Genomic DNA, 24,094 nt, shown 5'->3' on the forward strand with positions numbered 1-24,094 from the left:
TATCAATACCCGTCATTCGCTGGCGGGTATTTTCATAAATATTCTATAAATAAAGGAACGACAGATGAGAAAGCCGGAGCGGACAAAAACGCTGCCTAGTAAGTTCAATTTTGATGATACTGTAAACAGACTCGTCAGCGTATTGAATGCTAAAAATATTCGTATTTTTGTGCAGGTTGATCAACAGCAAGCGGCAACAGATGTAGGTCTTGCTCTGCGACCGACGATGTTATTTCTGTTTGGTAACCCAAAGGGTGGTACTCCTGCCATGCAAGCAAATCCTCATGCGGCAATAGAGTTACCCCTACGGGTGGTTATTTGGCAGGATGATAATGGTGATACCCATATAGATTATCAGGATGCAAGTACTGTTCTGGAGATTGATTATGGTGTTGCACATAATGTTGTTGCTCCAGTTAGCATCCTGGCAACCCTTCTTAACGAAGTAGCCGGTAATTAATTGCAAATAACACTAAGTACCTCGTGGATATTTAGTGTTATTTTATATTCGCGATCTTATGCCGTTGAAGCATCTTCAATGTTATTATGAAACGTCGCCTCAACATAAAGTGATAAATTAGCAGGAATGTGTCCCGGAAAATCTATCTTTTACCGCATCCATTTTGATTGCCAACTCTTCAGGCGTTAAGATTTGTTTTTCAAAGCAGATGTTTGAGAATGCAACTATCCAACGCTCATAATAACTCAGTTCAGTTATCATCTGCGCGCCGAGAGCTTCAACGCCGCGACGTTTCTCTTCGGTATTGATTATTTTATGGAAATCAAGAACATCGGCTAAAGCATGACAACGTTTTTCCCAGGGTTCAAGTTCATGTTCTGTCTGAACGATTGGTCCGGCAGATTCTCCACCAATATCATTAGGAAGTTTTTGGACCAGGTGTGCTGTTTTTGTCATGACACTTTCCTTTGTTCAGGTGTAATTGCATGGACAACGCCAATCATTGAATCACGTGTTACCAGAGCGGCAAGTTCATCATTGCTGTATTTCTCTGTTCCTGCAGGCCGTTGAGGAATAACGAGAAAGCGAACCATTGCCGTCGAATCACTGACCCGAATTTCAACATCATCCGGGATCTGTGTACCAAATTCGGCTAACACGGCCCGGGGCTCGCTTACTGCTCGCGCTCGATAAGGTTTCTGTTTATACCAGTCAGGAGGCAATCCAAGCAGAGGACGTGGGTAGCAAGAGCAAAGCGTGCAAACGATAAGGTTGTGAACCTTTGCTGTATTCTCCAGCGCAATGAGCTGTGTGTCGTCATAGAAGCTAATACCCATTTCTTCGCAGGCGCTACGTCCATTTTCGAGCAATCTTTTTTTGAAATCAGGATCGGTCCATGCTCGCACAATAACTTTTGAACCGAGCGCTGGAGTGCGTGAATCCAGGACTTCAATCTGGCGTCGTATTTCGTCAGCCCCGATGTAACCTTTTTCAGTCAATAGCTCTCTAATAGCAATTTCCATTACTTCATAAAAATTAGGCTCACCAGCCTCAGTGATTTCATCATGGGAATGTTCATGTAAACTCATAACTCAGTATCCTCAAGCCATGTTTCGTAAACTTCTATTCTTAATCCATCGTTTTGCGAGCCGGTGTAATTTGGCCAGATTGCTGCTAAGGGAAATGCAATACGATAATAGTGACGCTTTGCCCCTGCATTACGACCAAAGCCTTCTTGCTCATTGTTGATAGCGACTGGTTCGAGTACCGTTTCTATCGTTCCCACTTTGCCGCGAATATATCTGGGGACTCGGTAGTGACCTACTGGTTGTCTTGTCGCTATTCTGACTTTGTCACCAACCCTGAATATGGGTTGCTCTCCCTGAGCAAAAATGACCTCCGTTGTAGGTATATTCCATGGTTTAACCGACATTGCCTTACTCCTCTTTTACAGAAAAAGTGGCTATCTAGAGTTCGTCTTCATTAATCGGGGGTGTAATACATCTACACTGTAATAATATATAAAGGAAATGATTTTGTTACTGATAAAAAGGACGCCAAAAAAGTGTAGACGTGAAAATTAAACTGAACAAGTAAGCATAAGTCATTTTTTAACTTTTTGTTTTTACTGGAGTTACTCTCTTGAAAGTTAAGTGGTATATATCATTCCACTTATGAGTAGAAAAAATAAAACGCTAATTGATTGATTTACATGTATAAAAAATAGCTTAATAGTTTAGTTATATCTTTAGGCAATAAATGTTTTAGCTAATTTCCACTATAAAAAATCAGCAACTATACTCCGAAGTATAGTCTGCAGTTTGTAAGAGTTTAGGGTTTTAAGAACTGGATGAAATAGTTAATGTGCTAATTAATAGAACGGGAATGAAGGGTAGGCATGAACATCAGCTATGTAGCAAAAATAACTGGCTTAACAAGTAAAACAATCCGTTTCTATGAACAGAAAGGGTTGTTGACACCACCTGTACGAAAAGAGAATGGCTATCGTAGTTACTCACAAAAAAATCTTGATGAGCTGATGTTACTAAGTCAAATGCGAAGCATGGGGTTTACCCTGGAGGAATGTGGGAAATTCATAGACCTTTACAATAGTAGGGACTTTTGTACTGCAGATCTGGTACTACAAGCGCTGCAAAAAATGCATGATATAGAAAAGCAAATGCAGGCTTTGAAAAAAGTATATAGTAATCTTAATGAAGTGGTTGATTTATTCTCCCTTAATGGGGGGGCGACAATTAACACATCAGATTATTTCATGAGTATTTTACAAGGAAGAAGTAACTTGAATAATTAGGCCGGTTTTAATATATAGTCTACGACGTTATGTATGTTCAAAAAAAAAGGGGAGGGGACTCCCCTAAAAGTTGCTACGAAGTTTACGATGTAATCGTATTAAAATAATATTGATGTAGCAAGCTGAACTGATCAGATTCACATTAATTCAGAATACTCATATTAGAAATGATTGGCTTTTTAGGTGGTTTATCCAGCTTTATGCAAAGTATGGAATTTACCAGTGACAAATCCTAAATTTATTGTTTTGTCGTCAATGTTGTTGCGTGATAATGTTTTTTATAGATAATTGTATTCCCAATAGATACATTTATATTATTTTAACTATTGGAGTGAAATGTTATTTTTATGGAGGTGTCACTGCCTCCTTTTTTTTGGGGTGTTCGGCATTTTGGTTTGAAGAGGTATTCTCACTGGCTGCACTGCTCGATGTGAACTTCCTTGAGTATTAATCAGTTTCTGTGCGTTATAAATCCCATTTATATGTTGTAAAGATCATTGTTTTTAAGTAGTTTGTTCTCACCAGACATTTTATCTCACTAAATTTTATCTCCGCGAATTTACTCGTGCGATCTAACGCTTTTATTATATTGTATGAGTCAATGCTATAATTTAACCCAAGTGTTTTAAGTGCGTTATTACAATAGTTATAGGATGTTTTATACCCTAAATTTAAATATTCACTAATCGTAACGATCTTTTCTTCACGAAAATACATCCTGATGGCAATGTTTTCCTTTAATGTTAATAATGCCTTGCATGACAATTGCTCTTCAGTCATTTGGCTGCAAAATACTCTTTTGCTTAATGATAGTGAGATTAATGTTAATTCATCTAATATCATGTTGACATGTGACGTCAGCAGGATGAACTTTATCGGGAAGGGGAGGTTAAAGTACTGAAGCGAGTTTGCTTCACTTTCTTTATTTATGAAGACTACTGCGGCACAGAATAGTGTGAAATCTATATCCTTGTTGGCAAGCAATTCTATAGAGGATATGTCCATAATCATTACTGTTGGATTGCAATGCTCATTTGCATACTCTTTGATATTTGAGGTTATCTCTTGAATACCCAGTGAGAGGTATGTATTGTTACTGTATATAACATACTTCATTTACTCCTCCTTTGTAGTATTAAAATATAATTAAAAGCAGTTCAACCTGATTATTATATGGATGGTTTTAGTGTTTACACTGCTCATGAATCTTTAATTCTTGTCGGTTCGTCTATTTTATAAATAGAAGGATTTTTGTTTGCAATATTATGTGAAGAGTATATCTTGACGCTCAAATATTAATATGTAAGTTATGAGGATAGTTATGAAAAAGACATTAGTCACATCATTGGCCGCTTCTTTATGTTTTCTCAGTCTGTCTGCCCTTGCTGCTACAGAAATCTCGCAACAAGAAGCTAATAGTTTAAAGCATGTCAAGTCAATCACCGTAACGGAAAATACGGTGAATCAATGTATGCACAAAATTTCGAAAATGGCAGATAAAGAAGGTGCTGATTTCTTTGTTATTAAGAACTTCTCTTCTATAGGCAATGGTTCTCAGGCTGTAGTGACCAGCGAACTCTATAAGAAGTAAACAGCAGTTTCCCCCATTTAAATTATTGATTAGCGAAAGCACGTTGTTGTACCTGCTTTCGCTTATTAATAATCAACAAATGTTTGTCAGTCATTCTCAGGGCGGGTTTTGTCAGCCCACTCGTCTGACGAATTCCAGATATGTTGGTACTCCTTGCCATTTCTGGCAGAAAAAAAATGTGAGTTCAGGCCGATTTAGCACATGCCATCTATACCGATTTACTATCGGTTATCGGGATAAACGGTATTGGTAATCGATTGCGTAGTCTCGCTATAACAATGCGGTACGCTACGTTATTTCGATTACTCAGTATTAAGGACATCTCATGAGCCACTCTCTTTTCTCGCAAAATCCTTGGTATAGCGCTGATATCATTCGTGGTTACAAACCGGATTTTACGCCGCGCGTAGCCTTTATCCTCGGCTCTGGCCTGGGGGCGTTGGCGGATCAAATTGAGGATGCGGTTGCCATCTCTTACGAGAAACTACCAGGGTTCCCGGTGAGTACCGTACGCGGCCATGCTGGTGAACTGGTGTTGGGAAATCTGGCGGGAATTCCGGTGGCCTGTATGAAAGGACGTGGACATTTCTATGAAGGTCGCGGTATGACGGTGATGACGGATGCCATTCGTACGCTGAAACTGCTGGGCTGTGAGCTGCTGTTTTGCACCAATGCCGCAGGCTCTTTGCGTCCCGAAGTCGGACCGGGTAGCCTCGTTGCGCTTAGCGATCACATCAATACGATGCCGGGTACGCCGATGGTAGGGCCAAACGATGAGCGTTTTGGTGAGCGATTCTTTTCACTGGCGAATGCCTATGATGCTGACTACCGTGCGATCCTGCAAACTGTTGCCGCTGAGGAAGGGTTCCCGCTGAGTGAAGGGGTTTTTGTCTCGTATCCGGGGCCGAACTTTGAAACCGCGGCAGAAATCCGCATGATGCAAATTATCGGTGGTGACGTGGTGGGGATGTCGGTGGTGCCTGAAGTTATCTCTGCGCGCCACTGCGGTTTGAAAGTGGTTGCGGTGGCGGCCATCACCAACCTGGCGGAAGGTCTGGGTGATGTTAAATTATCTCATGCGCAGACGCTGGCTGCGGCGGAACTCTCCCGGCAGAATTTCATCAATTTGATCTGCGGATTCTTGCGCAAACTGGCCTGAATAACTAAAAAATGACCCCGCTTGCGGGGTCTTACTTTATGGCAAGGAACGGAAAAATGGGTATCGCATCTCGCTTAAAGCTCATGTCGTTTTTGCAATATTTCATCTGGGGAAGCTGGTTGGTAACCCTGGGTTCCTACATGATTAATACCCTGGATTTTACCGGCGCGAACGTCGGTATGATTTACAGTTCGAAAGGGCTGGCGGCGATTATCATGCCGGGCATTATGGGCATCATTGCCGATAAATGGCTACGCGCCGAGCGCGCCTATATGCTTTGTCATCTGGTGTGTGCGGGCGTGTTGCTATATGCCACAACCGTTACCGATCCGCAGACTATGTTTTGGGTGATGCTGGTTAACGCAATGGCGTATATGCCGACGATTGCGTTATCGAATAGCGTCTCATACTCGTGCCTGGCACAATCGGGTCAGGATCCGGTCACCGCGTTCCCGCCAATTCGTGTGTTTGGCACCATTGGGTTTATTGTGGCGATGTGGACTGTCAGCTTGATGGGACTGGAACTGAGCAGCGCGCAGTTGTATATCGCTTCAGGCGCATCGCTGCTGCTGGCTCTGTATGCGCTTACGTTGCCGAAAATCCCGGTTGCTGAGAAGAAAGCAAACACCACGCTTGCCAGCAAGCTCGGTCTGGACGCCTTTGTTCTGTTTAAAAAACCGCAGATGGCAATCTTCTTTTTGTTTGCGATGATGCTGGGGGCGGTGTTGCAAATCACCAACGTCTTTGGCAATCCGTTCCTGCATGATTTTGCCCGTAACCCGGAATTTGCCGACAGCTTTGTGGTGAAGTACCCCTCCATATTGCTTTCCGTTTCACAGATGGCGGAGGTGGGCTTTATTCTCACTATTCCGTACTTCCTTAAACGCTTTGGCATTAAAACGGTGATGCTGATGAGCATGCTGGCATGGACGCTGCGCTTTGGCTTCTTTGCCTTTGGCGATCCGTCGCCGTTTGGTTTTGTGCTGCTGCTGATGTCGATGATCGTCTACGGCTGTGCGTTTGATTTCTTCAATATCTCGGGATCGGTATTTGTCGAGCAGGAGGTTAGCTCTAACATTCGCGCCAGCGCGCAGGGGCTATTTATGACGATGGTCAACGGCGTGGGCGCTTGGGTGGGTTCAATCCTGAGCGGGATGGCGGTAGATTACTTCTCTGTCGATGGCGTTAAGGATTGGCAAACCATCTGGCTGGTGTTTGCCGCGTATGCGTTAGCACTTGCGGTTATCTTTGCATTGTTCTTTAAGTACAGGCATGAGCCTGAACGACTGGCACAGAAATCACCGGCACATTAACACTCCATTGGCGGCGGGTTCTGATACCCGCCGTTTCATTATCTGCGAGGCAATGTGGTAACTTTGCGCATTATCCTTATTTCAGGAGCGCATTATCCATGGAACGCACGCACCGTATCGATCTGAAGTTACTGCGTTATTTTCTTGCTGTCGCAGAAGAACTGCATTTTGGACGCGCTGCTGCTCGCCTGAATATGTCGCAACCGCCGCTCAGTACCCATATTAAAGAGCTGGAGCAACAGCTCGGCACTTTGCTATTTATCCGTCATTCCCGCAGCGTGGCGTTAACTCATGCGGGAAAGATATTGATGGAAGAGTCGCGCCGACTGTTATCCAGTGCTAATCAGGCGCTGGCGAGAGTGGAGCAAATTGGTCGTGGTGAGGCAGGGCGAATTGAGCTTGGCGTTATCGGTACAGCGATGTGGGGAAAAATGCGTCCGGTGATGCGGCGTTTTATGAAGGATAATCCCAATGTTGAGGTGCTGTTTCGCGAGAACATGCCCGCGATGCAGATGACGATGCTGGAACGGCGTGAGCTGGATGCGGGAATTTGGCGGATGGCTACGGAGCTTTCTCCCGGGTTTACCAGTTTGCGTTTGCATGAGTCCTCTTTTCTGGTTGCCATGCCGGAAGAACATCCTCTTACTGCCAGTGAGTCCATACCGCTGGAGGCGCTGAGAAATGAATATTTTGTCACAATGCCTTCCATTCATACTGACTGGGCATTTTTGCAGCGAGTTTGCCTGAGTGCTGGATTTTCCCCGATGATTATTCGTGAGGTGAGGGAGCCGCAAACGGTGCTGGCGATGATCAGCATGGGGATTGGTATTACGTTAATTGCTGACAGCTATGCGCAGATGAATTGGCCTGGCGTGGTATTTCGACCGTTAGAGGAACGTATTCCGGCGGATTTGTATATTGTGTATGACCAACTGCAGGCGACACCCGCGCTGGAGAAACTGGTAGCGGCATTGACGATGTGATGTCTGTGCCGGATGGCGACTGACGTCTTATCCGGCCTACGTGTGTAGTGTTGTCTGTGCCGGATGGCGACTGACGTCTTATCCGGCCTACGTGTGTAGTGTTGTCTATGCCGGATGGCGACTGACGTCTTATCCGGCCTACGCGTGTTGTGTTGTCTGTGCCGGATGGCGACTGACGTCTTATCCGGCCTACGTGTGTAGTGTTGTCTGTGCCGGATGGCGACTAACGTCTTATCCGGCCTACGTGTGTAGTGTTGTCTATGCCGGATGGCGACTGACGTCTTATCCGGCCTACGCGTGTTGTGTTGTCTGTGCCGGATGGCGACTGACGTCTTATCCGGCCTACGTGTGTAGTGTTGTCTGTGCCGGATGGCGACTAACGTCTTATCCGGCCTACGTGTGTAGTGTTGTCTGTGCCGGATGGCGACTGACGTCTTATCCGGCCTACGTGTGTAGTGTTGTCTATGCCGGATAGCGACTAACGTCTTATCCGGCCTACGCGTGCGGTATTGTCTGTAGGCCTGATAAGCGTAGCGCATCAGGCGATGCAGGTTCGAATCTTATAAATCGCAGATAGCAAAAAGGCGCCTTTAGGGCGCCTTTTTACATTGGTGGGTCGTGCAGGATTCGAACCTGCGACCAATTGATTAAAAGTCAACTGCTCTACCAACTGAGCTAACGACCCGAAGTGGTGGGTGATGACGGGATCGAACCGCCGACCCCCTCCTTGTAAGGGAGGTGCTCTCCCAGCTGAGCTAATCACCCACTTCGGTACTTCAATTTTATCGTAAGAAATCCAGCTGGAGAGAAAGTGGTGGGTGATGACGGGATCGAACCGCCGACCCCCTCCTTGTAAGGGAGGTGCTCTCCCAGCTGAGCTAATCACCCACTTCTCAATTTCTTACTCTACACGGCGGAGACTACATAAAGTAGTTGGTGGGTGATGACGGGTTCGAACCGCCGACCCCCTCCTTGTAAGGGAGGTGCTCTCCCAGCTGAGCTAATCACCCCCGCTGTGTGGAGTCGCATTATAGGGAGAGTTGAAAATGAGTCAACGCATTTTCTAAAGAATTTGTTCGTTCGTCGTAAATTTAAACAAAACGATCGCAAATCAATCCATGCAGCATGATTTGTATACGAAAATGGCAAAGCGTGATGTTCCAACCTGAACAACATTGAGGAATCAGGCCACAGTGATAGAATACGAGCCTGATAATCTTCCCAGGATTTGCCGGTTGTCGGCATCTTTATAAACGTAAGGCCATTTCATGAAAATCAAAACTCGCTTCGCGCCAAGCCCGACAGGTTACCTGCATGTCGGTGGTGCGCGTACTGCTCTATATTCCTGGCTTTTTGCACGTAACCATGACGGTGAGTTTGTGCTGCGTATTGAAGACACCGATCTTGAACGCTCCACTCCGGAAGCTATTGAAGCCATTATGGATGGCATGAACTGGCTGAATCTGGAATGGGATGAAGGCCCGTACTTCCAGACCAAACGTTTTGATCGCTACAACGCCGTGATTGATGAGATGCTGGAAGCCGGTACCGCGTATAAATGCTACTGCTCCAAAGAGCGTCTGGACGCACTGCGCGAAGAGCAGATGGCAAACGGTGAGAAGCCACGTTACGACGGTCGCTGCCGCCACGGCCATGAACATCATGCTGCTGATGAACCCTGCGTGGTGCGTTTTGCCAACCCGCAGGATGGATCCGTTATTTTTGACGACCAGATCCGTGGGCCGATCGAATTCAGCAACCAGGAGCTGGACGATCTGATCATCCGCCGTACTGACGGTTCCCCGACCTACAACTTCTGTGTTGTTGTCGACGACTGGGATATGGAAATCACCCACGTTATTCGTGGTGAAGACCATATCAACAACACTCCGCGTCAGATTAACATCCTGAAAGCGCTGAATGCGCCGGTGCCGGTTTATGCACACGTGTCGATGATCAACGGCGACGACGGTAAAAAACTCTCTAAACGTCACGGTGCGGTCAGCGTTATGCAGTATCGCGACGACGGTTACCTGCCGGAAGCGCTGCTGAACTATCTGGTGCGTCTGGGCTGGTCCAGCGGCGATCAGGAAATCTTCACCCGTGAAGAGATGATCAAACTGTTCTCCCTTGGTGCGGTGAGCAAGTCTGCCAGTGCGTTCAACACCGAAAAACTGCAGTGGCTGAACCATCACTACATTAATTCGCTGGCACCTGAATATGTGGCAACGCATCTGCAATGGCACATTGAGCAGGAAAATATCGATACTCGCGTCGGCCCGCAGCTGTCTGAGCTGGTTAAACTGCTGGGTGAGCGCTGCAAAACGCTGAAAGAGATGGCGCAGAGCTGCCGCTACTTCTACGAAGACTTTGCTGAGTTCGACGCGGATGCAGCTAAGAAACACTTGCGTCCGGTAGCGCGTCAGCCGCTGGAAGTGGTTCGCGATAAGCTGGCTGCTATCAGCGAGTGGACGTCAGAAAACGTGCACCACGCGATTCAGGCAACCGCTGATGAGCTGGAAGTGGGTATGGGTAAAGTTGGGATGCCGCTGCGCGTAGCCGTAACCGGCGCGGGTCAGTCTCCGGCGTTAGACGTAACGGTGCATGCGATTGGTAAATCCCGCAGCATTGAGCGTATTAATAAAGCGCTGGCGTTTATTGCTGAGCGTGAAAGCCAGCAGTAAGACCGGTTGAGCGATGAAACAACGGCAGGAGCGCATCCTGCCGTTTTTTTTGCCTGTTATTCAGACTCATCAATACCCAGACGGGTAAGGAAAGTGCGAATACCTTCGCGCGAAATATACATTGCCAGCTTTTCTTGTTCCGTTGGGGACATGTTGTCCAGTGCGCTAATTATCTGGCGACAGGCGTGGCTACGCACCACGTGGGTGTATTCTGCCAGCGGTTCCTCAGCCTGATAAATTTCAGGGACTTTGCGAAAAGCCGGAATATTGAGCAGAAACGTACGGACGCTGGAGTCGATATGGATCAGCCTTGCACGACCCCCTTTAACGCCGGGAAACTTTTCGGTGGTCCAGTTTTGTTCTCTGATCCAACGATTGACGGTTTGTTTGGCAACCCCGAGACATTCCGCCAGTTCTTCGGTCGTCATTTTGCTGCGTAATTTTTTCATATTATTTGTTGTCGCGGATCCCTAAGCGTTGTAACAAACCCGTAATGCCTTCACGCAGGATCAGTGACGTAAACATTTTTTGTTCTGACGGAGTCATCTCTTTGGCGAGCCTAATCAGTAGAGCTTCGATAGAGGTATCGCCGGATAACGATAAATTATCTGATAAACCTTCGGCTGAACGCTCAGCACTGCGAATGTATTCACGAACTTGTTCGGTGACGTGAACCAGACGCGCTTTACCGCCCTGTACGCCTGGTTTTGGTGATGTAGCCCAACCCTCCTTGCGCACCCATTTATTGATGGTCTGTCGGCTGTATCCGGTCAGATTAGCAAGTTCTTCTGGCGTCATCCGTTCCTTGAACATAACGATTCCCTGAATAGTCGTGGGGTTAATTAGTGGCTCATTTTATAGCACCATTTTAGTAGAAACCGTGACGCGTTTAACTACTGAATGCGAGTTGTTACGCAATGTTCTTCATTTGACTGCTTTTTCAGCGATTGAATTCTATGAGTTAATTTTGCCGTTGACACACGCGAAGGGAATTCATATGATGCCGCCCGTCAACTCGACAAGCTTTACGTAATGGGGCTATAGCTCAGCTGGGAGAGCGCTTGCATGGCATGCAAGAGGTCAGCGGTTCGATCCCGCTTAGCTCCACCAAATTTAATCCCAATGAATTTGGTATGTACGTAATAGCATCGTGGGGCTATAGCTCAGCTGGGAGAGCGCTTGCATGGCATGCAAGAGGTCAGCGGTTCGATCCCGCTTAGCTCCACCAAAATTTAAACCCTCGCTGAAAAGCGGGGGTTTTTTGTTTCTGTATCCTACCTGTTCTTACCCTGTATCTCTTCGGTTTGCTGAATAGCAGGCATAAAAAAACCGGGGAGAAGAATCTCCCCGGTCTTATCAATACGACGTTATCTTACGCTTACAGCACCAGTGCGGCGATAGATGCAGACAGTACGCTCACCAGCGTAGAGCCGTACACCAGCTTCAGACCGAAGCGGGAAACCACGTTACCTTGCTCTTCGTTCAGACCTTTAATCGCACCGGCGATAATACCGATGGAAGAGAAGTTAGCGAAGGAGACCAGGAACACGGACAGGATACCTTCTGCACGCGGAGAGAGCGTGGCGGCAATTTTCTGCAGATCCATCATCGCGACGAATTCGTTGGAAACCAGTTTGGTTGCCATGATACTGCCCACCTGCAGCGCTTCGCTGGACGGCACACCCATTACCCATGCAACCGGGTAGAAGATGTAGCCCAGGATGCCCTGGAAGGAGATGCTGTAGCCAAACCAGCCGGTCACGGTGGCGAACAGGGCGTTCAGGGCTGCGATTAGCGCGATGAAACCAATCAGCATCGCCGCAACGATAATTGCCACTTTGAAACCTGCCAGGATGTATTCACCCAGCATTTCGAAGAAGCTCTGGCCTTCGTGCAGGTTAGACATCTGAATGTTTTCTTCGCTGGCATCAACGGTGTACGGGTTGATCAGCGACAGCACGATAAAGGTGCTGAACATGTTCAGAACCAGCGCTGCAACCACGTACTTCGGCTCCAGCATGGTCATGTACGCGCCGACGATAGACATGGAAACGGTCGACATCGCCGTTGCAGCCATGGTGTACATACGGTTGCGAGACATTTTGCCGAGAATATCTTTATAGGCGATAAAGTTCTCGGACTGACCCAGGATCAGGGAGCTGACGGCGTTGAAGGATTCCAGCTTGCCCATACCGTTCACTTTGGATAACAGGAAACCAATCGCGCGGATGATAACCGGCAGAACGCGGATATGCTGCAAAATACCGATAAGAGCGGAAATGAAGACGATTGGGCACAGCACTTTCAGGAAGAAGAATGCCAGGCCTTTGTCGTTCATACTGCCGAAGACAAAGTTTGTCCCTTCATTAGCGAATCCGAGGAGTTTTTCAAACATCTCGGAGAAGCCTCTCACGAAGCCCAGACCGACATCAGAGTTCAGGAAGAACCATGCCAGTAACACTTCAATAACAAGCAATTGAATAACATAACGAATGCGGATTTTTTTACGGTCACTGCTTACCAGCAGTGCGAGTACCGCAACCACGGCAAGGGCCAGGACGAAATGAAGAACGCGGTCCATATTTGCTCCAAATATGAGGCAGGTTTAGTTTTCGTGCACATTCTATGTAACAACCATAAAGAAAACGAGATCAAACACACACTATAATAAGGACCTGTGACGAGATTCAAAATTAGTGATCGGTGATACACTTCTGTTATGTTTAGTATGGAAGTGAAAAGTTATGTCATTGTGCTAATCTCATAACAATAATTAAACATCTCACCGGTATTTCCAGAATCCTTATCGATCCATAGACAAACGCTATCAGAGAAATCAACTTCACCCATTAAAATGAATTTGATAATCATTCTCAATAGGCGTAGCTTGAAACATAGCAAAGGCTATGTTTCTGAGGCACTAAAATGACTAACGATCGCGTTGAGAGTAGCAGTGGACGGGCAGCGCGCAAGTTGAAGCTCGCATTAATGGGACCTGCGTTCATCGCGGCGATCGGCTACATCGATCCGGGCAACTTCGCCACCAACATCCAGGCAGGGGCCAGCTTTGGCTATAAACTGTTGTGGGTGGTGGTCTGGGCAAATCTGATGGCGATGCTGATTCAGGTGCTGTCGGCAAAGCTGGGTATTGCCACGGGTAAAAACCTGGCGGAGCAAATTCGCGATCACTATCCTCGTCCGGTGGTGTGGTTCTACTGGGTGCAGGCCGAAATTATCGCCATGGCGACAGACCTTGCTGAATTCATTGGTGCCGCGATTGGTTTCAAATTGATCCTCGGCGTGTCGTTATTGCAGGGGGCCGTGCTCACCGGTATCGCGACTTTTTTGATTCTGATGTTGCAGCGCCGTGGGCAAAAACCGCTGGAAAAAGTGATTGGCGGCTTGCTGCTGTTTGTGGCTGCGGCTTACATTGTGGAACTGATCTTTTCCCAGCCGAACTTCGCGCAACTTAGCAAGGGAATGGTTATCCCGAGCCTGCCTAATTCCGAAGCGGTGTTCCTGGCGGCTGGCGTGCTGGGCGCGACTATCATGCCACACGTCATTTATCTGCACTCTTCCTTAACTCAGCATCTGCACGGCGGAACACGTCAACAGCGCTATGCGGCCACGAAATGGGATGTGGCAATCGCCATGACGATTGCTGGATTTGTCAATCTTGCGATGATGGCGACGGCTGCCGCTGCATTTCACTTTAGCGGGCATACCGGTATTGCCGATCTCGATCAAGCGTATCTGACACTTGAACCGCTGTTGAGTCACGCTGCGGCGACGGTATTCGGTTTAAGCCTGGTGGCTGCGGGACTTTCTTCTACCGTGGTCGGTACGTTGGCCGGGCAGGTGGTGATGCAAGGGTTTATCCGCTTTCACATTCCGCTTTGGGTACGCCGTACCGTCACCATGATGCCATCATTTATTGTGATTTTGATGGGACTGGATCCGACGCGTATTCTGGTGATGAGCCAGGTATTGCTCAGTTTTGGTATTGCACTGGCGCTGGTGCCGCTACTGATCTTTACCAGTGACGGTAAGCTGATGGGCGATTTGGTGAATACCCGTTGGGTAAAACAGGTAGGTTGGGTGATTGTTGTGCTGGTGGTGGCGCTCAATATCTGGCTGTTGGTAGGAACCGCACTCGGTTTGTAAAAACAAAAGGGCCTGTTGGCCCTTTTGTTACATTAATGATGATGTTTGTGGCCACGCCCGCGACCGCGGTGGTCGTCACGATCGTTCCAGCCTTCACGATAACCACGCTCATAAGCTTTGCGTTTGTCCCAGCCACGATGGTAGCCGTTGTCATGACGCCACCAGCGATTTTTGCGCCACTCATAGTTATGGTGCCAGTAATCCCGGTCGCGCCAGCGGCCGCCATCCCAGTAGTTACCGTAGTTATCGCGATCGCCAATTTGTAATTTTATTGATGGCAGCAGGGTGATTTCGCCAGCGTTCGCGGCCAGCGGTGTAAAAGCCAATAAGACTGCCGCCAGAATCAGTGACCTGAACATGTTTTCTCTCCTTCACGATCGAGCCGTAGCCGGCCTGTTAACGTAATATTACGGGGCAGTAAAGCCCCGTTTCATCGCCTTAACTCTTAAATCGCAAGTGAGAGCACTTTTTGTTAATAAATGTGTCTTTATTTCAATCAACTCAGGATAGCATCAATCTCCGCGCACTCTTCAGACGTAAAGTGACGGTTTGCCAGCATACCGACAGCGTCTTCAATCTGCGCCGTTTTACTCGCGCCAATCAGCACGGACGTGACTTTGTCATCCCGTAACACCCACGCGAGCGCCATCTGAGAAAGTTTTTGTCCCCGACGTTCTGCCAGCGCGTTCAGCGCACGGACCTTTTCCAGTTTTTGTGGCGTTAACTGGTCCGGGTTAAGAAAACGGCTGGAGCTTGCCGCGCGCGAGTCCGCAGGAATACCGTTCAGGTAGCGGTCGGTTAATTGCCCACCCGCCAGTGGCGAGAAGGCGATACTGCCAACCCCCTTTTCCTGTAATAGCGACAGCAGGCCACTTTCGACCCAACGTTCAAACAGGGAATATTTGGGCTGGTGAATAAGGCATGGCGTACCTAAATCGTCGAGTATTTCAATCGCCTGCCTGGCAAGATCTGCTGGATAGTTAGACAACCCGACGTACAGCGCTTTGCCCTGACGGACGATGTGATCCAGCGCGCGCATGGTTTCTCTGAGCGGTGTTTCAGGGTCGGGGCGATGGTGGTAGAAGATATCGACATACTCCAGCCCCAGACGCTTCAGGCTTTGATCGAGACTGGCAATCAGATATTTGCGTGAACCCCAATCACCGTAGGGACCTTCCCACATGGTGTAGCCCGCTTTTGTGGAGATAATAAGCTCATCTCGCCACGGTAAAAAATCTTCCTGCAGGATCCGACCAAAATTCCGTTCTGCCGAACCCGGCGGTGGACCATAGTTATTTGCCAGATCAAAATGGTTAATCCCCAGATCGAATGCGCGCTGTAACAATGCGCGACTGTTCTCGACCTGCGTGGTATCGCCAAAATTGTGCCACAAACCCAGAGAGACAATCGGGAGCTTAAGGCCGCTTTGACCGCAGCGGCGGTACTCCATTGTCTGATAACGATTTTCATCTGCGTGATAAACCATGTCACCTCCCTTCCACAATGCGTGTGTCTTTCAGTGTATACGGTTACACCGTCGATTCTTCAATGAATTTTAACCGCCAAAACTGTAAATCCTGCTTTCCACCCTTTCACAGCGACTTTCCTGGACAGTCATCACAGTTCTTCGATACTCAACATGAGGTTACCGTCAGAAGGATAGCTGTCATGCAAACCCCGTATTCCGTTGCTGATTATCTGCTGGACAGGCTGGCAGGCTGTGGCGTCGGCCATCTCTTTGGTGTGCCGGGCGATTATAATTTGCAGTTTCTTGACCGCGTGATTGAACATCCCAACGTATGTTGGGTCGGGTGTGCGAATGAATTGAATGCGGCTTATGCGGCAGATGGCTATGCCCGGGTATCCGGGGTTGGGGCGCTGCTCACCACGTTTGGTGTGGGGGAGTTAAGCGCAATTAACGGTATCGCGGGTAGCTTCGCGGAATATGTTCCTGTTTTGCATATTGTCGGCGCACCCTGTCGCGGCGCGCAGCGTCGCGGAGAGTTGATGCATCACACTTTGGGTGACGGTGACTTTCAGCATTTTTACCGCATGCAGCAGGCAGTAACAACGGCCAGCGCGATACTGGATGAACAAAATGCCTGCTATGAAATTGACCGTGTGTTGCGAATGATGCTCAGCGAGCGCAGGCCGGGCTATCTGATGCTGCCTGCTGATGTGGCTAAACAGCCTGCTACGCCACCGAATGATATTATGATTGTTCCTCTGAGCGAGCCGGAAAGCAGCGTGATAGAGGCGTTTCGCTACCATGCCCGTGAACGATTGCTGGACAGCCCACGCGTAGCGTTGCTGGCCGACTTCCTCGCGCTGCGTTTTGGCCTGCAGCCGGTTTTACAGCGCTGGATGGTGGAAACGCCGATGGCTCATGCCACGTTGTTGATGGGCAAAGGACTGTTTGATGAGCGTCACCCGGCTTTTGTTGGCACGTACAGCGCTGGAGCCAGCAGCGATTATGTACGTCAGGCGATAGAAGATGCCGATACGATAATGTGTGTCGGCACACAATTTGTCGACACCCTCACTGCTGGGTTTACACAACAGCTACCGCAGGATCGCACCATTGACGTTCAGCCCCATGCATCACGAATTGGATCCCACTGGTTTAACATCCCGATGGAGCAGGCGGTCACCACATTACGTGAGCTGTGCCTGGAAATGTCGTTTTCTCTACCGCCAGAACGTCCGCCAATTAGGCGTGTTCAGGTTGAGAAGGGCCCACTGACGCAGGAAAACTTCTGGCACACGGTGCAGCAGTTTCTGAAGCCTGATGACATTATCCTCGTCGATCAGGGAACCGCCGCCTTTGGCGCGGCTGCGCTCTCACTACCTTGCGGGGCGGAAGTACTGGTTCAACCGTTGTGGGGATCTATCGGCTACGCGCTCCCGGCGGCATTCGGTGCGCAAACGGCCTGTCCGGACCGTCGGGTGATCCTGATTATTGGTGATGGCGCGGCGCAGCTCACCATTCAGGAGCTGGGCTCTATGCTCAGAGACGGGCAATCGCCGGTTATTTTACTGCTCAACAATGACGGATATACCGTGGAGCGGGCCATACATGGGGCAAATCAGCGCTATAACGACATCGCCGCCTGGAGCTGGACGTCGGTGCCGCAGGCGTTTAGCCGTGAATGTCAGGCCGAATGTTGGCGGGTGAAGCAGGCGGTACAGCTGGAAGAGGTGCTGGCCCGGTTGTCCCATCCGCAACGACTGTCGTTAATTGAGGTGGTGCTACCGAAAGCCGATCTTCCTGAATTATTGCGCACGGTGACCCGTGCGCTGGAATCTCGCAACGGCGGATAGCTATTTATCAGGGCGCTCAGCGACCATCATCGGTTTGCCTGCCAGCAGCAGCCAGGCGGGCAGCATGACGATGCACAGCAGCGGCAGCAGTGTGGAATCTGGCACCACCACTGCTGCCATAAACAGGCTCAGCCAGGCGTCACGGGTGACGACCAGCACCAGCCCGAGAATAGAGCAAGAAACCGTGATGGCAGCCGGCACAGCTTCAACATGGGCGTGCAGCATCAGGCCAAGCGCGACGCCAACGAATACCGCCGGGAAGATTCGTCCGCCGCGAAAACCACTCGCCGCTGCTACCACCAATGCCGTTAGTTTGATCACGGCGAGCATGAAATAATCTGATGTCCCCAGCGTTTGGCTAAACGCCATCTGCTGCATTTCGTCCAGTCCCTTAAACAAGGTAAGCGGCCCGCCGATTACACCCAAAATACCAAGGATAAAACCGCCTGCCCCGAGGATCAGCACCGGGTGTCTTAATCGATGCATTAAATGGTGCAAACGCGGCAGACACCAGACGGCAACCATCCCAGCGGCAATGGCGATGGCAGCAACAACCGCGCCGCTGAGGATATCGATCAAGTGCATCTGCGTGTAGTGCGCGATGGGCAGTGAAAAATGGGGGTGAAAAAACAGGCTGGTGGTTAGCGAACCCGCGGCGGCAGCCATTAACGGTGCAAACAGGCGATCCCACAAGGGCACATCGTTTGAGCTATTTAGCGTTTGCGAAAATATCAGCGCGGCGGCAACGGGGGTACCAAATAGCGCGCCGATGGTGCCGGCAGAGGCGAGAATGGTCCAGTCCAGCTTGGCAATGCGCGGAAACATGCGGCTACCAAGTGCCACTGCCAGTGCGATATTCACGGTCATGATGGGGTGTTCCGGACCCAGACTGACGCCACCCGCGAGGCCGAGGATTAGCGCTGCCAGCAGGCCCGGTATTGCTGACGTTGGCACCGGCATACCAATTAACGGTTCACAGGCCGGATCCGGGCCTGCGTGGCCATGGCTGTAACGGATAACTAACCCGACCATGATCCCCGTGAGTGTCAGCATACCGATAATCCAGACCGGAGAGTCCTGGGCTATACCGATGCTAACAGGCAGACGTTCCCACAAAAACTGCTGTAAAACGGAAGCCACTTTCATCACAACGATCAACACCAGGCTGGACGCTATGCCAATGATTAGCGCTGGGGTTGATAGCAAGAGCATCGTTCTGGCTCGCGGATGGAGCATTTTCTATTCCTTAAAACAGAGTCATAGACATAGTTTGCACAGCCTGCCTGACGACATCGCTGCAAATGGTGCTGAAACGATAAAGTAATTGTGTGATCTGGATCGATTTTCCACGGGCATCAGCCTTCAGACCGTTGTTGTTATGTCCCCATGAATTTACAGTGTGGCAAAGATTTATTCTGACTTTAGCGGAGCAGTGGAAGAATGACAAAATATGCTTTAGTAGGGGATGTTGGCGGCACCAACGCGCGTCTTGCTCTGTGCGATATTGCAAGTGGCGAGATTTCGCAGGCAAAAACCTATTCCGGGTTGGATTATCCAAGTCTGGAGGCGGTGGTGCGCGTGTACCTGGATGAGCATAGCGTTAGCGTTGAAGATGGTTGTATTGCCATTGCCTGTCCGATAACCGGCGACTGGGTGGCAATGACCAACCATACCTGGGCGTTCTCTATTGCTGAGATGAAAAAAAACCTGGGCTTCAGCCATCTGGAAATCATCAATGATTTCACCGCTGTGTCGATGGCGATCCCGATGCTGAAAAAAGAGCATTTAATCCAGTTTGGTGGCGCGGAACCTGTTGAAGGTAAACCTATTGCTGTTTATGGCGCAGGAACCGGGCTCGGCGTGGCGCATCTGGTCCACGTGGATAAACGCTGGGTAAGCCTCCCTGGTGAAGGCGGCCACGTGGATTTTGCGCCTAACAGCGAGGAAGAGGGAATTATCCTTGAGGTTCTGCGCGCGGAAATAGGTCACGTGTCCGCAGAACGCGTGCTGTCTGGTCCGGGACTGGTGAATCTGTATCGCGCGATCGTTAAATCTGACGGACGCCTGCCGGAAAATCTGCAGCCGAAGGATATCACCGCACGGGCGCTGGAAGATTCCTGCATTGACTGTCGTCGTGCGCTGTCGCTGTTCTGCGTCATCATGGGACGTTTTGGTGGCGATCTGGCGTTAACGCTGGGCACATTTGGCGGTGTGTACATCGCCGGCGGCATTGTGCCGCGCTTCCTCGACTTTTTTAAAGCGTCGGGCTTCCGCGGTGGTTTTGAAGATAAAGGTCGTTTTAAAGCCTACGTGCAGGATATTCCGGTGTATCTGATCGTGCACGATAATCCAGGACTACTTGGCGCTGGTGCGCATTTACGTCAGACGCTGGGCCACATTTTGTAAGGTCAGGGCCGGATGGCGCTCAGCGCTTATCCGGCCTTGTCGTTCTGGCTGTTCATATTTTCTAAAATTATCTTGATCATCTGTTGTTCAAATAAATCGGCATGCAGGTATCTTGTGTTTTTATATTTTTTATCGGTATCCAGATAGGGTTGATGCAAACAACATTCTGGCGGCGTGCATGAGATCAGGGTGTTAATAAGGTCAATTGGTTTAGGGTATTCAACAAATAGCGGGCCATGGCGATAGTTATTTTTATTTTGCCATTCCGCCAGATCGTCCATGAAACACTCTGCGGTTGGTTTTGGCATCGCGCTGGCTTTATCTTTGCCCAATACAATATAAGCCATGTTGTATAACCCGTGCGCGTATGGCCAGAACATTTTATGGAGCTTAGTGAGTCCCGGTTCTCTCAATGCAGATACGCTTTTACAATATAAATCGAGTTGTGTCCCTGCTTCTGTCATATCCTCATCCAGGAGCGCCATCAGGTAGCGGAGGATGAACATATCGCTTGCTGTCTGCTTCGTGGCCAGTACCTTTTGCGCTCTTTTTCTGGCATCCACTGCAAAGTCTGCACGTTTGTACCACACCGCCATCATTAAATTCGTCATGGCCAGGTTAACAGGGTGACCGTTATCACTCATGCCCAATTTTTCAGGCAATAAGAGCGGTACTCGGTCAAATAAACCCGCGGCAAGAATCTCCAGTGTCGTCCATACATTAATACTGTGATCGCAGCCTGAGTCCACACCCTGCGTCACATGTTTAATCATCGCAGACTGTCGCAGGGATAAGTGCAGAGATTCCATATCATTTGACTGTATCGCGGTTTTATATCCTAATAAATCCGGGCTGCGCTTCATGCGCAGCATAAAAAGCCATGAACTCAGCTGTTGTTGCAGTGAATAATCCAGATGGCATTGTTCATGAATATCCAGGCACTCAGCAAAATAATCGTCCGTACTTATCCATATCAGGGCATTTTTTTCCGCTTCTTTTGCGTATTCGCGTAGATATGTACGTTGATATTTTTCGCTCAGCTTTGCCATGACATCACCTGTAAAAAATAGAGTGACGACCAATATACTACAAACTTAGTTCCGCTATCCTGTTAGTCGCGGAAACGACTGAAAGCGCGCGCTGTACTCTCCATTCGTCACGCTTTTTCAGCACTATAAATGCATTAATTGTCTGAATTCTTTCACTTTGCTCCGACTAACCGGGATTTCAAATTCCAGATCCTTTAAACGCAGAATATAAGTGTTGTTAAACCAGGGTTCGATCTCGCGGATTTTATTCAGATTTACGCAGAACGAGCGGTGGCAGCGGAAGAAATGCGAAGCCGGCAGTTTGCTGCAGAATTCACTGATGTTCATCGGCATGACGTATGATTCTCGTCGCGTATAGACGAACGTCATCTTTTCATGCGCTTCAGCGTAGTAGATGTCGTTGATTGGGGTCACGATGATCCGCTCATCCTTGATCAGGTTGATCGTATCGTTTTCGCGGGCCACCGGACTTACAGGAGACGTTCCCGTTTGCTGTTGCTGCCAGGCGGCTTCTAGCTTTTGCAGCATACTGACAATGCGTGATTCCTGGTACGGCTTCAGAATGTAGTCAAAAGCTTCCAGTTCGAAGGCTTCAACAGCATGCTCTTTCCATGCGGTAATAAACACAATAAAGGGTTTATGCGCGAACTGGCTGATATTTTGTGCCAGCAATACGCCGTCCAGCGAGGGAATATTAATATCCAGAAAAATGGCGTCAACGCGGTTGTGCTGGAGATATTTCAGCACGTCCAGACCATCGTCAAACGTGCCGACAATCTCCATCTGGCTGTGCTCTTTTATCAGCCAGCTCAGTTCCTGTTGGGCCAGGAATTCATCTTCAACAATGATGACTTTCACGACTTCACTCCTGGTTAAAGCAATAATGTAGTTGGCGCGGCTGCGGGCGAGTGCACATTAGGTACATAAAAGGCAATCTCTGTGCCTGGCTCCAGACGGCGGATATGTAATCCCTCACCGTAGAGCAGCTTAACGCGATGGTGCACATTCAATAGACCAATTTTATTGCCCGGCATTTCATTGGACTCGACCCGTTCAATCACTTTTGGGTCGATACCATGACCCGTATCTCGTACGGCAATCCGTACCCGGTTGCCGCACTCCGCAACGCTGATGGTGACCACACCTTTCCCTTTGCAGGGCTGGATCCCATGGACGATAGCGTTCTCGACCAACGGCTGAATCAGCAGGCTGGGAATAAAACAGCTTACCTCTTCATCGATATCATAAATAACGGTCAGCTTGTCGCCAAAGCGGGCCTGTTCGATGGTGATGTAATCCTTGATTTGATACAGCTCTTTCTTGATGTCGATCTGCTCATCGTCTTTTAATTCAATATTATAGCGAAGATAGCGCGACAAATTAAAAATGAGCTGACGTGCGGTGTCCGGGTTAAGCCGCACCGACGATGAAATCGCGTTCAGGGCATTAAACAGAAAATGGGGATTTATTTTGCTTTGCAGCGCGCGTAGCTCTGCCTTATTTGCCATTTCTCGTAGTTGCTCTGCGCGGGAGACTTCAAGCTGGGTGGAGATGATTTGCGACAGACCGATCGCCATTTCCTGTAACGAGGAAGTGATTTGATGAGCGTGACAGTAGTAGATCTTCAGCGTGCCGGTCACGACGCCTTTCTCCCAAAGCGGGATCACCAGCATAGAATGAATTTCCGGGGTGCGATGCGCTTCATCATTGTTTTTTATGATTATTTTACCGTGATTTATGGCCTCCTGCGTGGTGGGGCTGACGAAGTCATCGTTATCGCGGTAGTTGATCTCTCCAACGCCAACATAGGCCAGAACGTGCTGAGTATTGGTGATGGCAACCGCGTCAGCGTGGATATCGTGGCGAATAATTTCGCACACCTGGCGTAACGACTCGCTGTTGACCTGACGAAAGAGCGGCAGCGTTTTGTTGGCGATATCCAGCGCTAGCTTGGCCTGTTTTGCAGCGCTGGCTTCTTTCTCACCTTCAACGCTTTGTACCAGCATCACGATAAAACCAATACAGACGCTGCCGAGGATCATCGGGATACCGATTTTTGAGACAATATCCAGCCCCAGTTCGGTGGTGGGTGCCCAGGCGACGACGAGGATCATGGTCAGTGATTCGCACAGCATTCCGCCTAAAATACCCGCGCGCCAGTGCTGCGCTTTGGGGATCTTACGGTTGATCCACCCGGCAATGCAGCCAGCCAGAATGCTGGTAATAAAGCAGGGTAGGGCAGTTACGCCGCCAATATCGATCAGGTAACGGTGGGTGCCTGCGATCAGCCCCGTAATAATGCCAACCCATGGACCGAACAGGATCCCTCCTGACATGACCGCGATAATACGCACATTGACCAGAGAACCTTCTACCGGTACGCCTGACCAGGTACTGAATAGGGCAAACATGGAGAAAATCGCGGTAACGGCGAGCAGCTCTTTTGGGGAGTGGGCTGACTTGTGCAACAGTTCGCGAAACAGGCGGATACGAATCAGGAAAAACAGACAGAACAGCATCAGTGCTGCCCGGTCAAATACCGCCAGCAGCATATTGAATATTTCGTGCACGGGTGACTCTTGCGCAAGGGTTAAACCACTATGATAGGTAACCTGAGGCAGGATGACCAGCATCCCCGCAGTTCAGAGCT

General features: G+C 49.0%; 24 protein-coding genes and 6 tRNA genes. 13 read left to right on the forward strand and 17 right to left on the reverse strand.

Going from position 1 to position 24,094, the window contains the following annotated elements; translation table 11 throughout:
- Positions 1 to 64 precede the first annotated feature (64 nt).
- A complete protein-coding gene (locus SK35_RS07110; RefSeq protein WP_048215817.1) occupies positions 65 to 460 on the forward strand; it encodes a DUF302 domain-containing protein in 396 nt (131 codons plus the stop codon).
- A 117-nt stretch (positions 461 to 577) separates the two neighbouring features.
- Here the strand turns inward: SK35_RS07110 and SK35_RS07115 are convergent, their stop codons facing one another.
- The 3 genes from SK35_RS07115 to SK35_RS07125 are packed head-to-tail and all read right to left on the reverse strand — an operon-like array spanning position 578 to position 1,892.
- Positions 578 to 916 carry an SH3-like domain-containing protein gene (locus SK35_RS07115; protein ID WP_048215818.1) on the reverse strand — a complete coding sequence of 113 codons (339 nt, stop codon included), beginning with the start codon at positions 914 to 916 and terminating at the stop codon, positions 578 to 580.
- Positions 913 to 1,548 (reverse strand): nitrile hydratase subunit alpha, encoded by a 636-nt coding sequence (gene nthA, locus SK35_RS07120; protein WP_048215819.1) that lies wholly within the window; start codon positions 1,546 to 1,548, stop codon positions 913 to 915. The genes SK35_RS07115 and nthA overlap by 4 nt, the downstream gene beginning before the upstream one ends.
- On the reverse strand, positions 1,545 to 1,892 hold the full coding sequence (locus SK35_RS07125) for an SH3-like domain-containing protein (RefSeq protein ID WP_053071036.1): 348 nt from the start codon (positions 1,890 to 1,892) through the stop codon (positions 1,545 to 1,547). Before SK35_RS07125 ends, nthA begins: the two co-directional genes overlap by 4 nt.
- A gap of 465 nt (positions 1,893 to 2,357) precedes the next feature.
- Between SK35_RS07125 and SK35_RS07130 the strand changes: the two genes are divergently transcribed.
- Positions 2,358 to 2,774: a MerR family transcriptional regulator gene (locus SK35_RS07130; protein WP_048215820.1), complete on the forward strand. Its 417-nt coding sequence runs from the start codon at positions 2,358 to 2,360 to the stop codon at positions 2,772 to 2,774.
- Between the two features lie 465 nt (positions 2,775 to 3,239).
- Here the strand turns inward: SK35_RS07130 and SK35_RS07135 are convergent, their stop codons facing one another.
- Positions 3,240 to 3,890, reverse strand: a complete 651-nt coding sequence (locus SK35_RS07135; RefSeq protein WP_048215821.1) for a hypothetical protein — start codon at positions 3,888 to 3,890, stop codon at positions 3,240 to 3,242.
- 205 nt (positions 3,891 to 4,095) lie between these two features.
- On the opposite strand from SK35_RS07135, the gene SK35_RS07140 reads away from it, so the two are divergent.
- The 4 genes from SK35_RS07140 to SK35_RS07155 all read left to right on the forward strand — a co-directional run bounded on the left by SK35_RS07140 (position 4,096) and on the right by SK35_RS07155 (position 7,820).
- On the forward strand, positions 4,096 to 4,365 hold the full coding sequence (locus tag SK35_RS07140) for a YdgH/BhsA/McbA-like domain containing protein (RefSeq protein WP_048215822.1): 270 nt from the start codon (positions 4,096 to 4,098) through the stop codon (positions 4,363 to 4,365).
- Between the two features lie 325 nt (positions 4,366 to 4,690).
- Positions 4,691 to 5,524 carry a xanthosine phosphorylase gene (gene xapA, locus SK35_RS07145; RefSeq protein ID WP_048215823.1) on the forward strand — a complete coding sequence of 278 codons (834 nt, stop codon included), beginning with the start codon at positions 4,691 to 4,693 and terminating at the stop codon, positions 5,522 to 5,524.
- A gap of 56 nt (positions 5,525 to 5,580) precedes the next feature.
- On the forward strand, positions 5,581 to 6,837 hold the full coding sequence (locus SK35_RS07150) for a nucleoside permease (RefSeq protein ID WP_048215824.1): 1,257 nt from the start codon (positions 5,581 to 5,583) through the stop codon (positions 6,835 to 6,837).
- A gap of 98 nt (positions 6,838 to 6,935) precedes the next feature.
- Positions 6,936 to 7,820 (forward strand): LysR family transcriptional regulator, encoded by an 885-nt coding sequence (locus SK35_RS07155; RefSeq protein ID WP_048215825.1) that lies wholly within the window; start codon positions 6,936 to 6,938, stop codon positions 7,818 to 7,820.
- Between the two features lie 609 nt (positions 7,821 to 8,429).
- On the opposite strand, the gene SK35_RS07160 is transcribed toward SK35_RS07155, so the two are convergent.
- From SK35_RS07160 to SK35_RS07175, 4 genes are all read right to left on the reverse strand, one after another.
- A tRNA-Lys gene (locus tag SK35_RS07160) sits at positions 8,430 to 8,505 on the reverse strand.
- A gap of 4 nt (positions 8,506 to 8,509) precedes the next feature.
- Positions 8,510 to 8,585, reverse strand: a tRNA-Val gene (locus SK35_RS07165).
- A 47-nt stretch (positions 8,586 to 8,632) separates the two neighbouring features.
- A tRNA-Val gene (locus SK35_RS07170) sits at positions 8,633 to 8,708 on the reverse strand.
- Between the two features lie 46 nt (positions 8,709 to 8,754).
- Positions 8,755 to 8,830 (reverse strand) — tRNA-Val (locus SK35_RS07175).
- 258 nt (positions 8,831 to 9,088) lie between these two features.
- On the opposite strand from SK35_RS07175, the gene gltX reads away from it, so the two are divergent.
- Positions 9,089 to 10,504: a glutamate--tRNA ligase gene (gene gltX / locus SK35_RS07180; RefSeq protein WP_048215827.1), complete on the forward strand. Its 1,416-nt coding sequence runs from the start codon at positions 9,089 to 9,091 to the stop codon at positions 10,502 to 10,504.
- Positions 10,505 to 10,560: 56 nt separating this feature from the next.
- Here the strand turns inward: gltX and SK35_RS07185 are convergent, their stop codons facing one another.
- Both SK35_RS07185 and SK35_RS07190 read right to left on the reverse strand, forming a co-directional pair.
- Positions 10,561 to 10,953, reverse strand: coding sequence for a MerR family transcriptional regulator (locus tag SK35_RS07185; protein ID WP_003834896.1), 393 nt, complete (start codon positions 10,951 to 10,953; stop codon positions 10,561 to 10,563).
- A 1-nt stretch (position 10,954) separates the two neighbouring features.
- Positions 10,955 to 11,317 (reverse strand): YfeC-like transcriptional regulator, encoded by a 363-nt coding sequence (locus SK35_RS07190; RefSeq protein WP_003028277.1) that lies wholly within the window; start codon positions 11,315 to 11,317, stop codon positions 10,955 to 10,957.
- Positions 11,318 to 11,538: 221 nt separating this feature from the next.
- On the opposite strand from SK35_RS07190, the gene SK35_RS07195 reads away from it, so the two are divergent.
- Together SK35_RS07195 and SK35_RS07200 are read left to right on the forward strand one after the other, a co-directional pair.
- Positions 11,539 to 11,614, forward strand: a tRNA-Ala gene (locus SK35_RS07195).
- A 42-nt stretch (positions 11,615 to 11,656) separates the two neighbouring features.
- Positions 11,657 to 11,732: transfer RNA gene (locus SK35_RS07200), tRNA-Ala, on the forward strand.
- A gap of 150 nt (positions 11,733 to 11,882) precedes the next feature.
- On the opposite strand, the gene nupC is transcribed toward SK35_RS07200, so the two are convergent.
- Positions 11,883 to 13,085 (reverse strand): nucleoside permease NupC, encoded by a 1,203-nt coding sequence (nupC, locus tag SK35_RS07205; protein ID WP_003834893.1) that lies wholly within the window; start codon positions 13,083 to 13,085, stop codon positions 11,883 to 11,885.
- Between the two features lie 273 nt (positions 13,086 to 13,358).
- Here nupC and SK35_RS27110 point away from each other — a divergent pair, with 273 nt between their 5' ends.
- The gene (locus tag SK35_RS27110) at positions 13,359 to 13,433 is read left to right on the forward strand and encodes a hypothetical protein (protein WP_418219455.1); all 75 of its coding nucleotides are present in this window, start codon (positions 13,359 to 13,361) and stop codon (positions 13,431 to 13,433) included.
- The gene (locus SK35_RS07210) at positions 13,430 to 14,668 is read left to right on the forward strand and encodes an Nramp family divalent metal transporter (RefSeq protein ID WP_008785392.1); all 1,239 of its coding nucleotides are present in this window, start codon (positions 13,430 to 13,432) and stop codon (positions 14,666 to 14,668) included. Before SK35_RS27110 ends, SK35_RS07210 begins: the two co-directional genes overlap by 4 nt.
- Before the next feature lie 32 nt (positions 14,669 to 14,700).
- Here the strand turns inward: SK35_RS07210 and ypeC are convergent, their stop codons facing one another.
- Together ypeC and mgrA are read right to left on the reverse strand one after the other, a co-directional pair.
- Positions 14,701 to 15,027, reverse strand: a complete 327-nt coding sequence (gene ypeC, locus SK35_RS07215; RefSeq protein ID WP_003834889.1) for a DUF2502 domain-containing protein YpeC — start codon at positions 15,025 to 15,027, stop codon at positions 14,701 to 14,703.
- 137 nt (positions 15,028 to 15,164) lie between these two features.
- Positions 15,165 to 16,154, reverse strand: coding sequence for an L-glyceraldehyde 3-phosphate reductase (gene mgrA / locus SK35_RS07220; protein ID WP_048215828.1), 990 nt, complete (start codon positions 16,152 to 16,154; stop codon positions 15,165 to 15,167).
- Positions 16,155 to 16,336: 182 nt separating this feature from the next.
- Here mgrA and SK35_RS07225 point away from each other — a divergent pair, with 182 nt between their 5' ends.
- Positions 16,337 to 17,989, forward strand: coding sequence for an alpha-keto acid decarboxylase family protein (locus SK35_RS07225; protein ID WP_048215829.1), 1,653 nt, complete (start codon positions 16,337 to 16,339; stop codon positions 17,987 to 17,989).
- Here SK35_RS07225 and SK35_RS07230 read toward each other — a convergent pair whose 3' ends face one another.
- A complete protein-coding gene (locus SK35_RS07230) occupies positions 17,990 to 19,225 on the reverse strand; it encodes an ion channel protein (RefSeq protein ID WP_032944118.1) in 1,236 nt (411 codons plus the stop codon).
- A gap of 204 nt (positions 19,226 to 19,429) precedes the next feature.
- On the opposite strand from SK35_RS07230, the gene glk reads away from it, so the two are divergent.
- On the forward strand, positions 19,430 to 20,395 hold the full coding sequence (gene glk, locus SK35_RS07235) for a glucokinase (protein WP_003028256.1): 966 nt from the start codon (positions 19,430 to 19,432) through the stop codon (positions 20,393 to 20,395).
- 26 nt (positions 20,396 to 20,421) lie between these two features.
- On the opposite strand, the gene SK35_RS07240 is transcribed toward glk, so the two are convergent.
- From SK35_RS07240 to SK35_RS07250, 3 genes are all read right to left on the reverse strand, one after another.
- Positions 20,422 to 21,444: a hypothetical protein gene (locus SK35_RS07240; RefSeq protein WP_048215830.1), complete on the reverse strand. Its 1,023-nt coding sequence runs from the start codon at positions 21,442 to 21,444 to the stop codon at positions 20,422 to 20,424.
- 123 nt (positions 21,445 to 21,567) lie between these two features.
- A complete protein-coding gene (locus SK35_RS07245) occupies positions 21,568 to 22,302 on the reverse strand; it encodes a LytR/AlgR family response regulator transcription factor (protein WP_003834866.1) in 735 nt (244 codons plus the stop codon).
- A gap of 14 nt (positions 22,303 to 22,316) precedes the next feature.
- Entirely contained in the window at positions 22,317 to 24,014 is a 1,698-nt protein-coding gene (locus SK35_RS07250) for a sensor histidine kinase (RefSeq protein ID WP_008785387.1), read from the reverse strand.
- Positions 24,015 to 24,094 lie beyond the last annotated feature (80 nt).

The sequence above is a fragment of the Citrobacter sp. MGH105 genome (assembly GCF_001037485.2).
Taxonomy (GTDB): domain Bacteria; phylum Pseudomonadota; class Gammaproteobacteria; order Enterobacterales; family Enterobacteriaceae; genus Citrobacter; species Citrobacter portucalensis.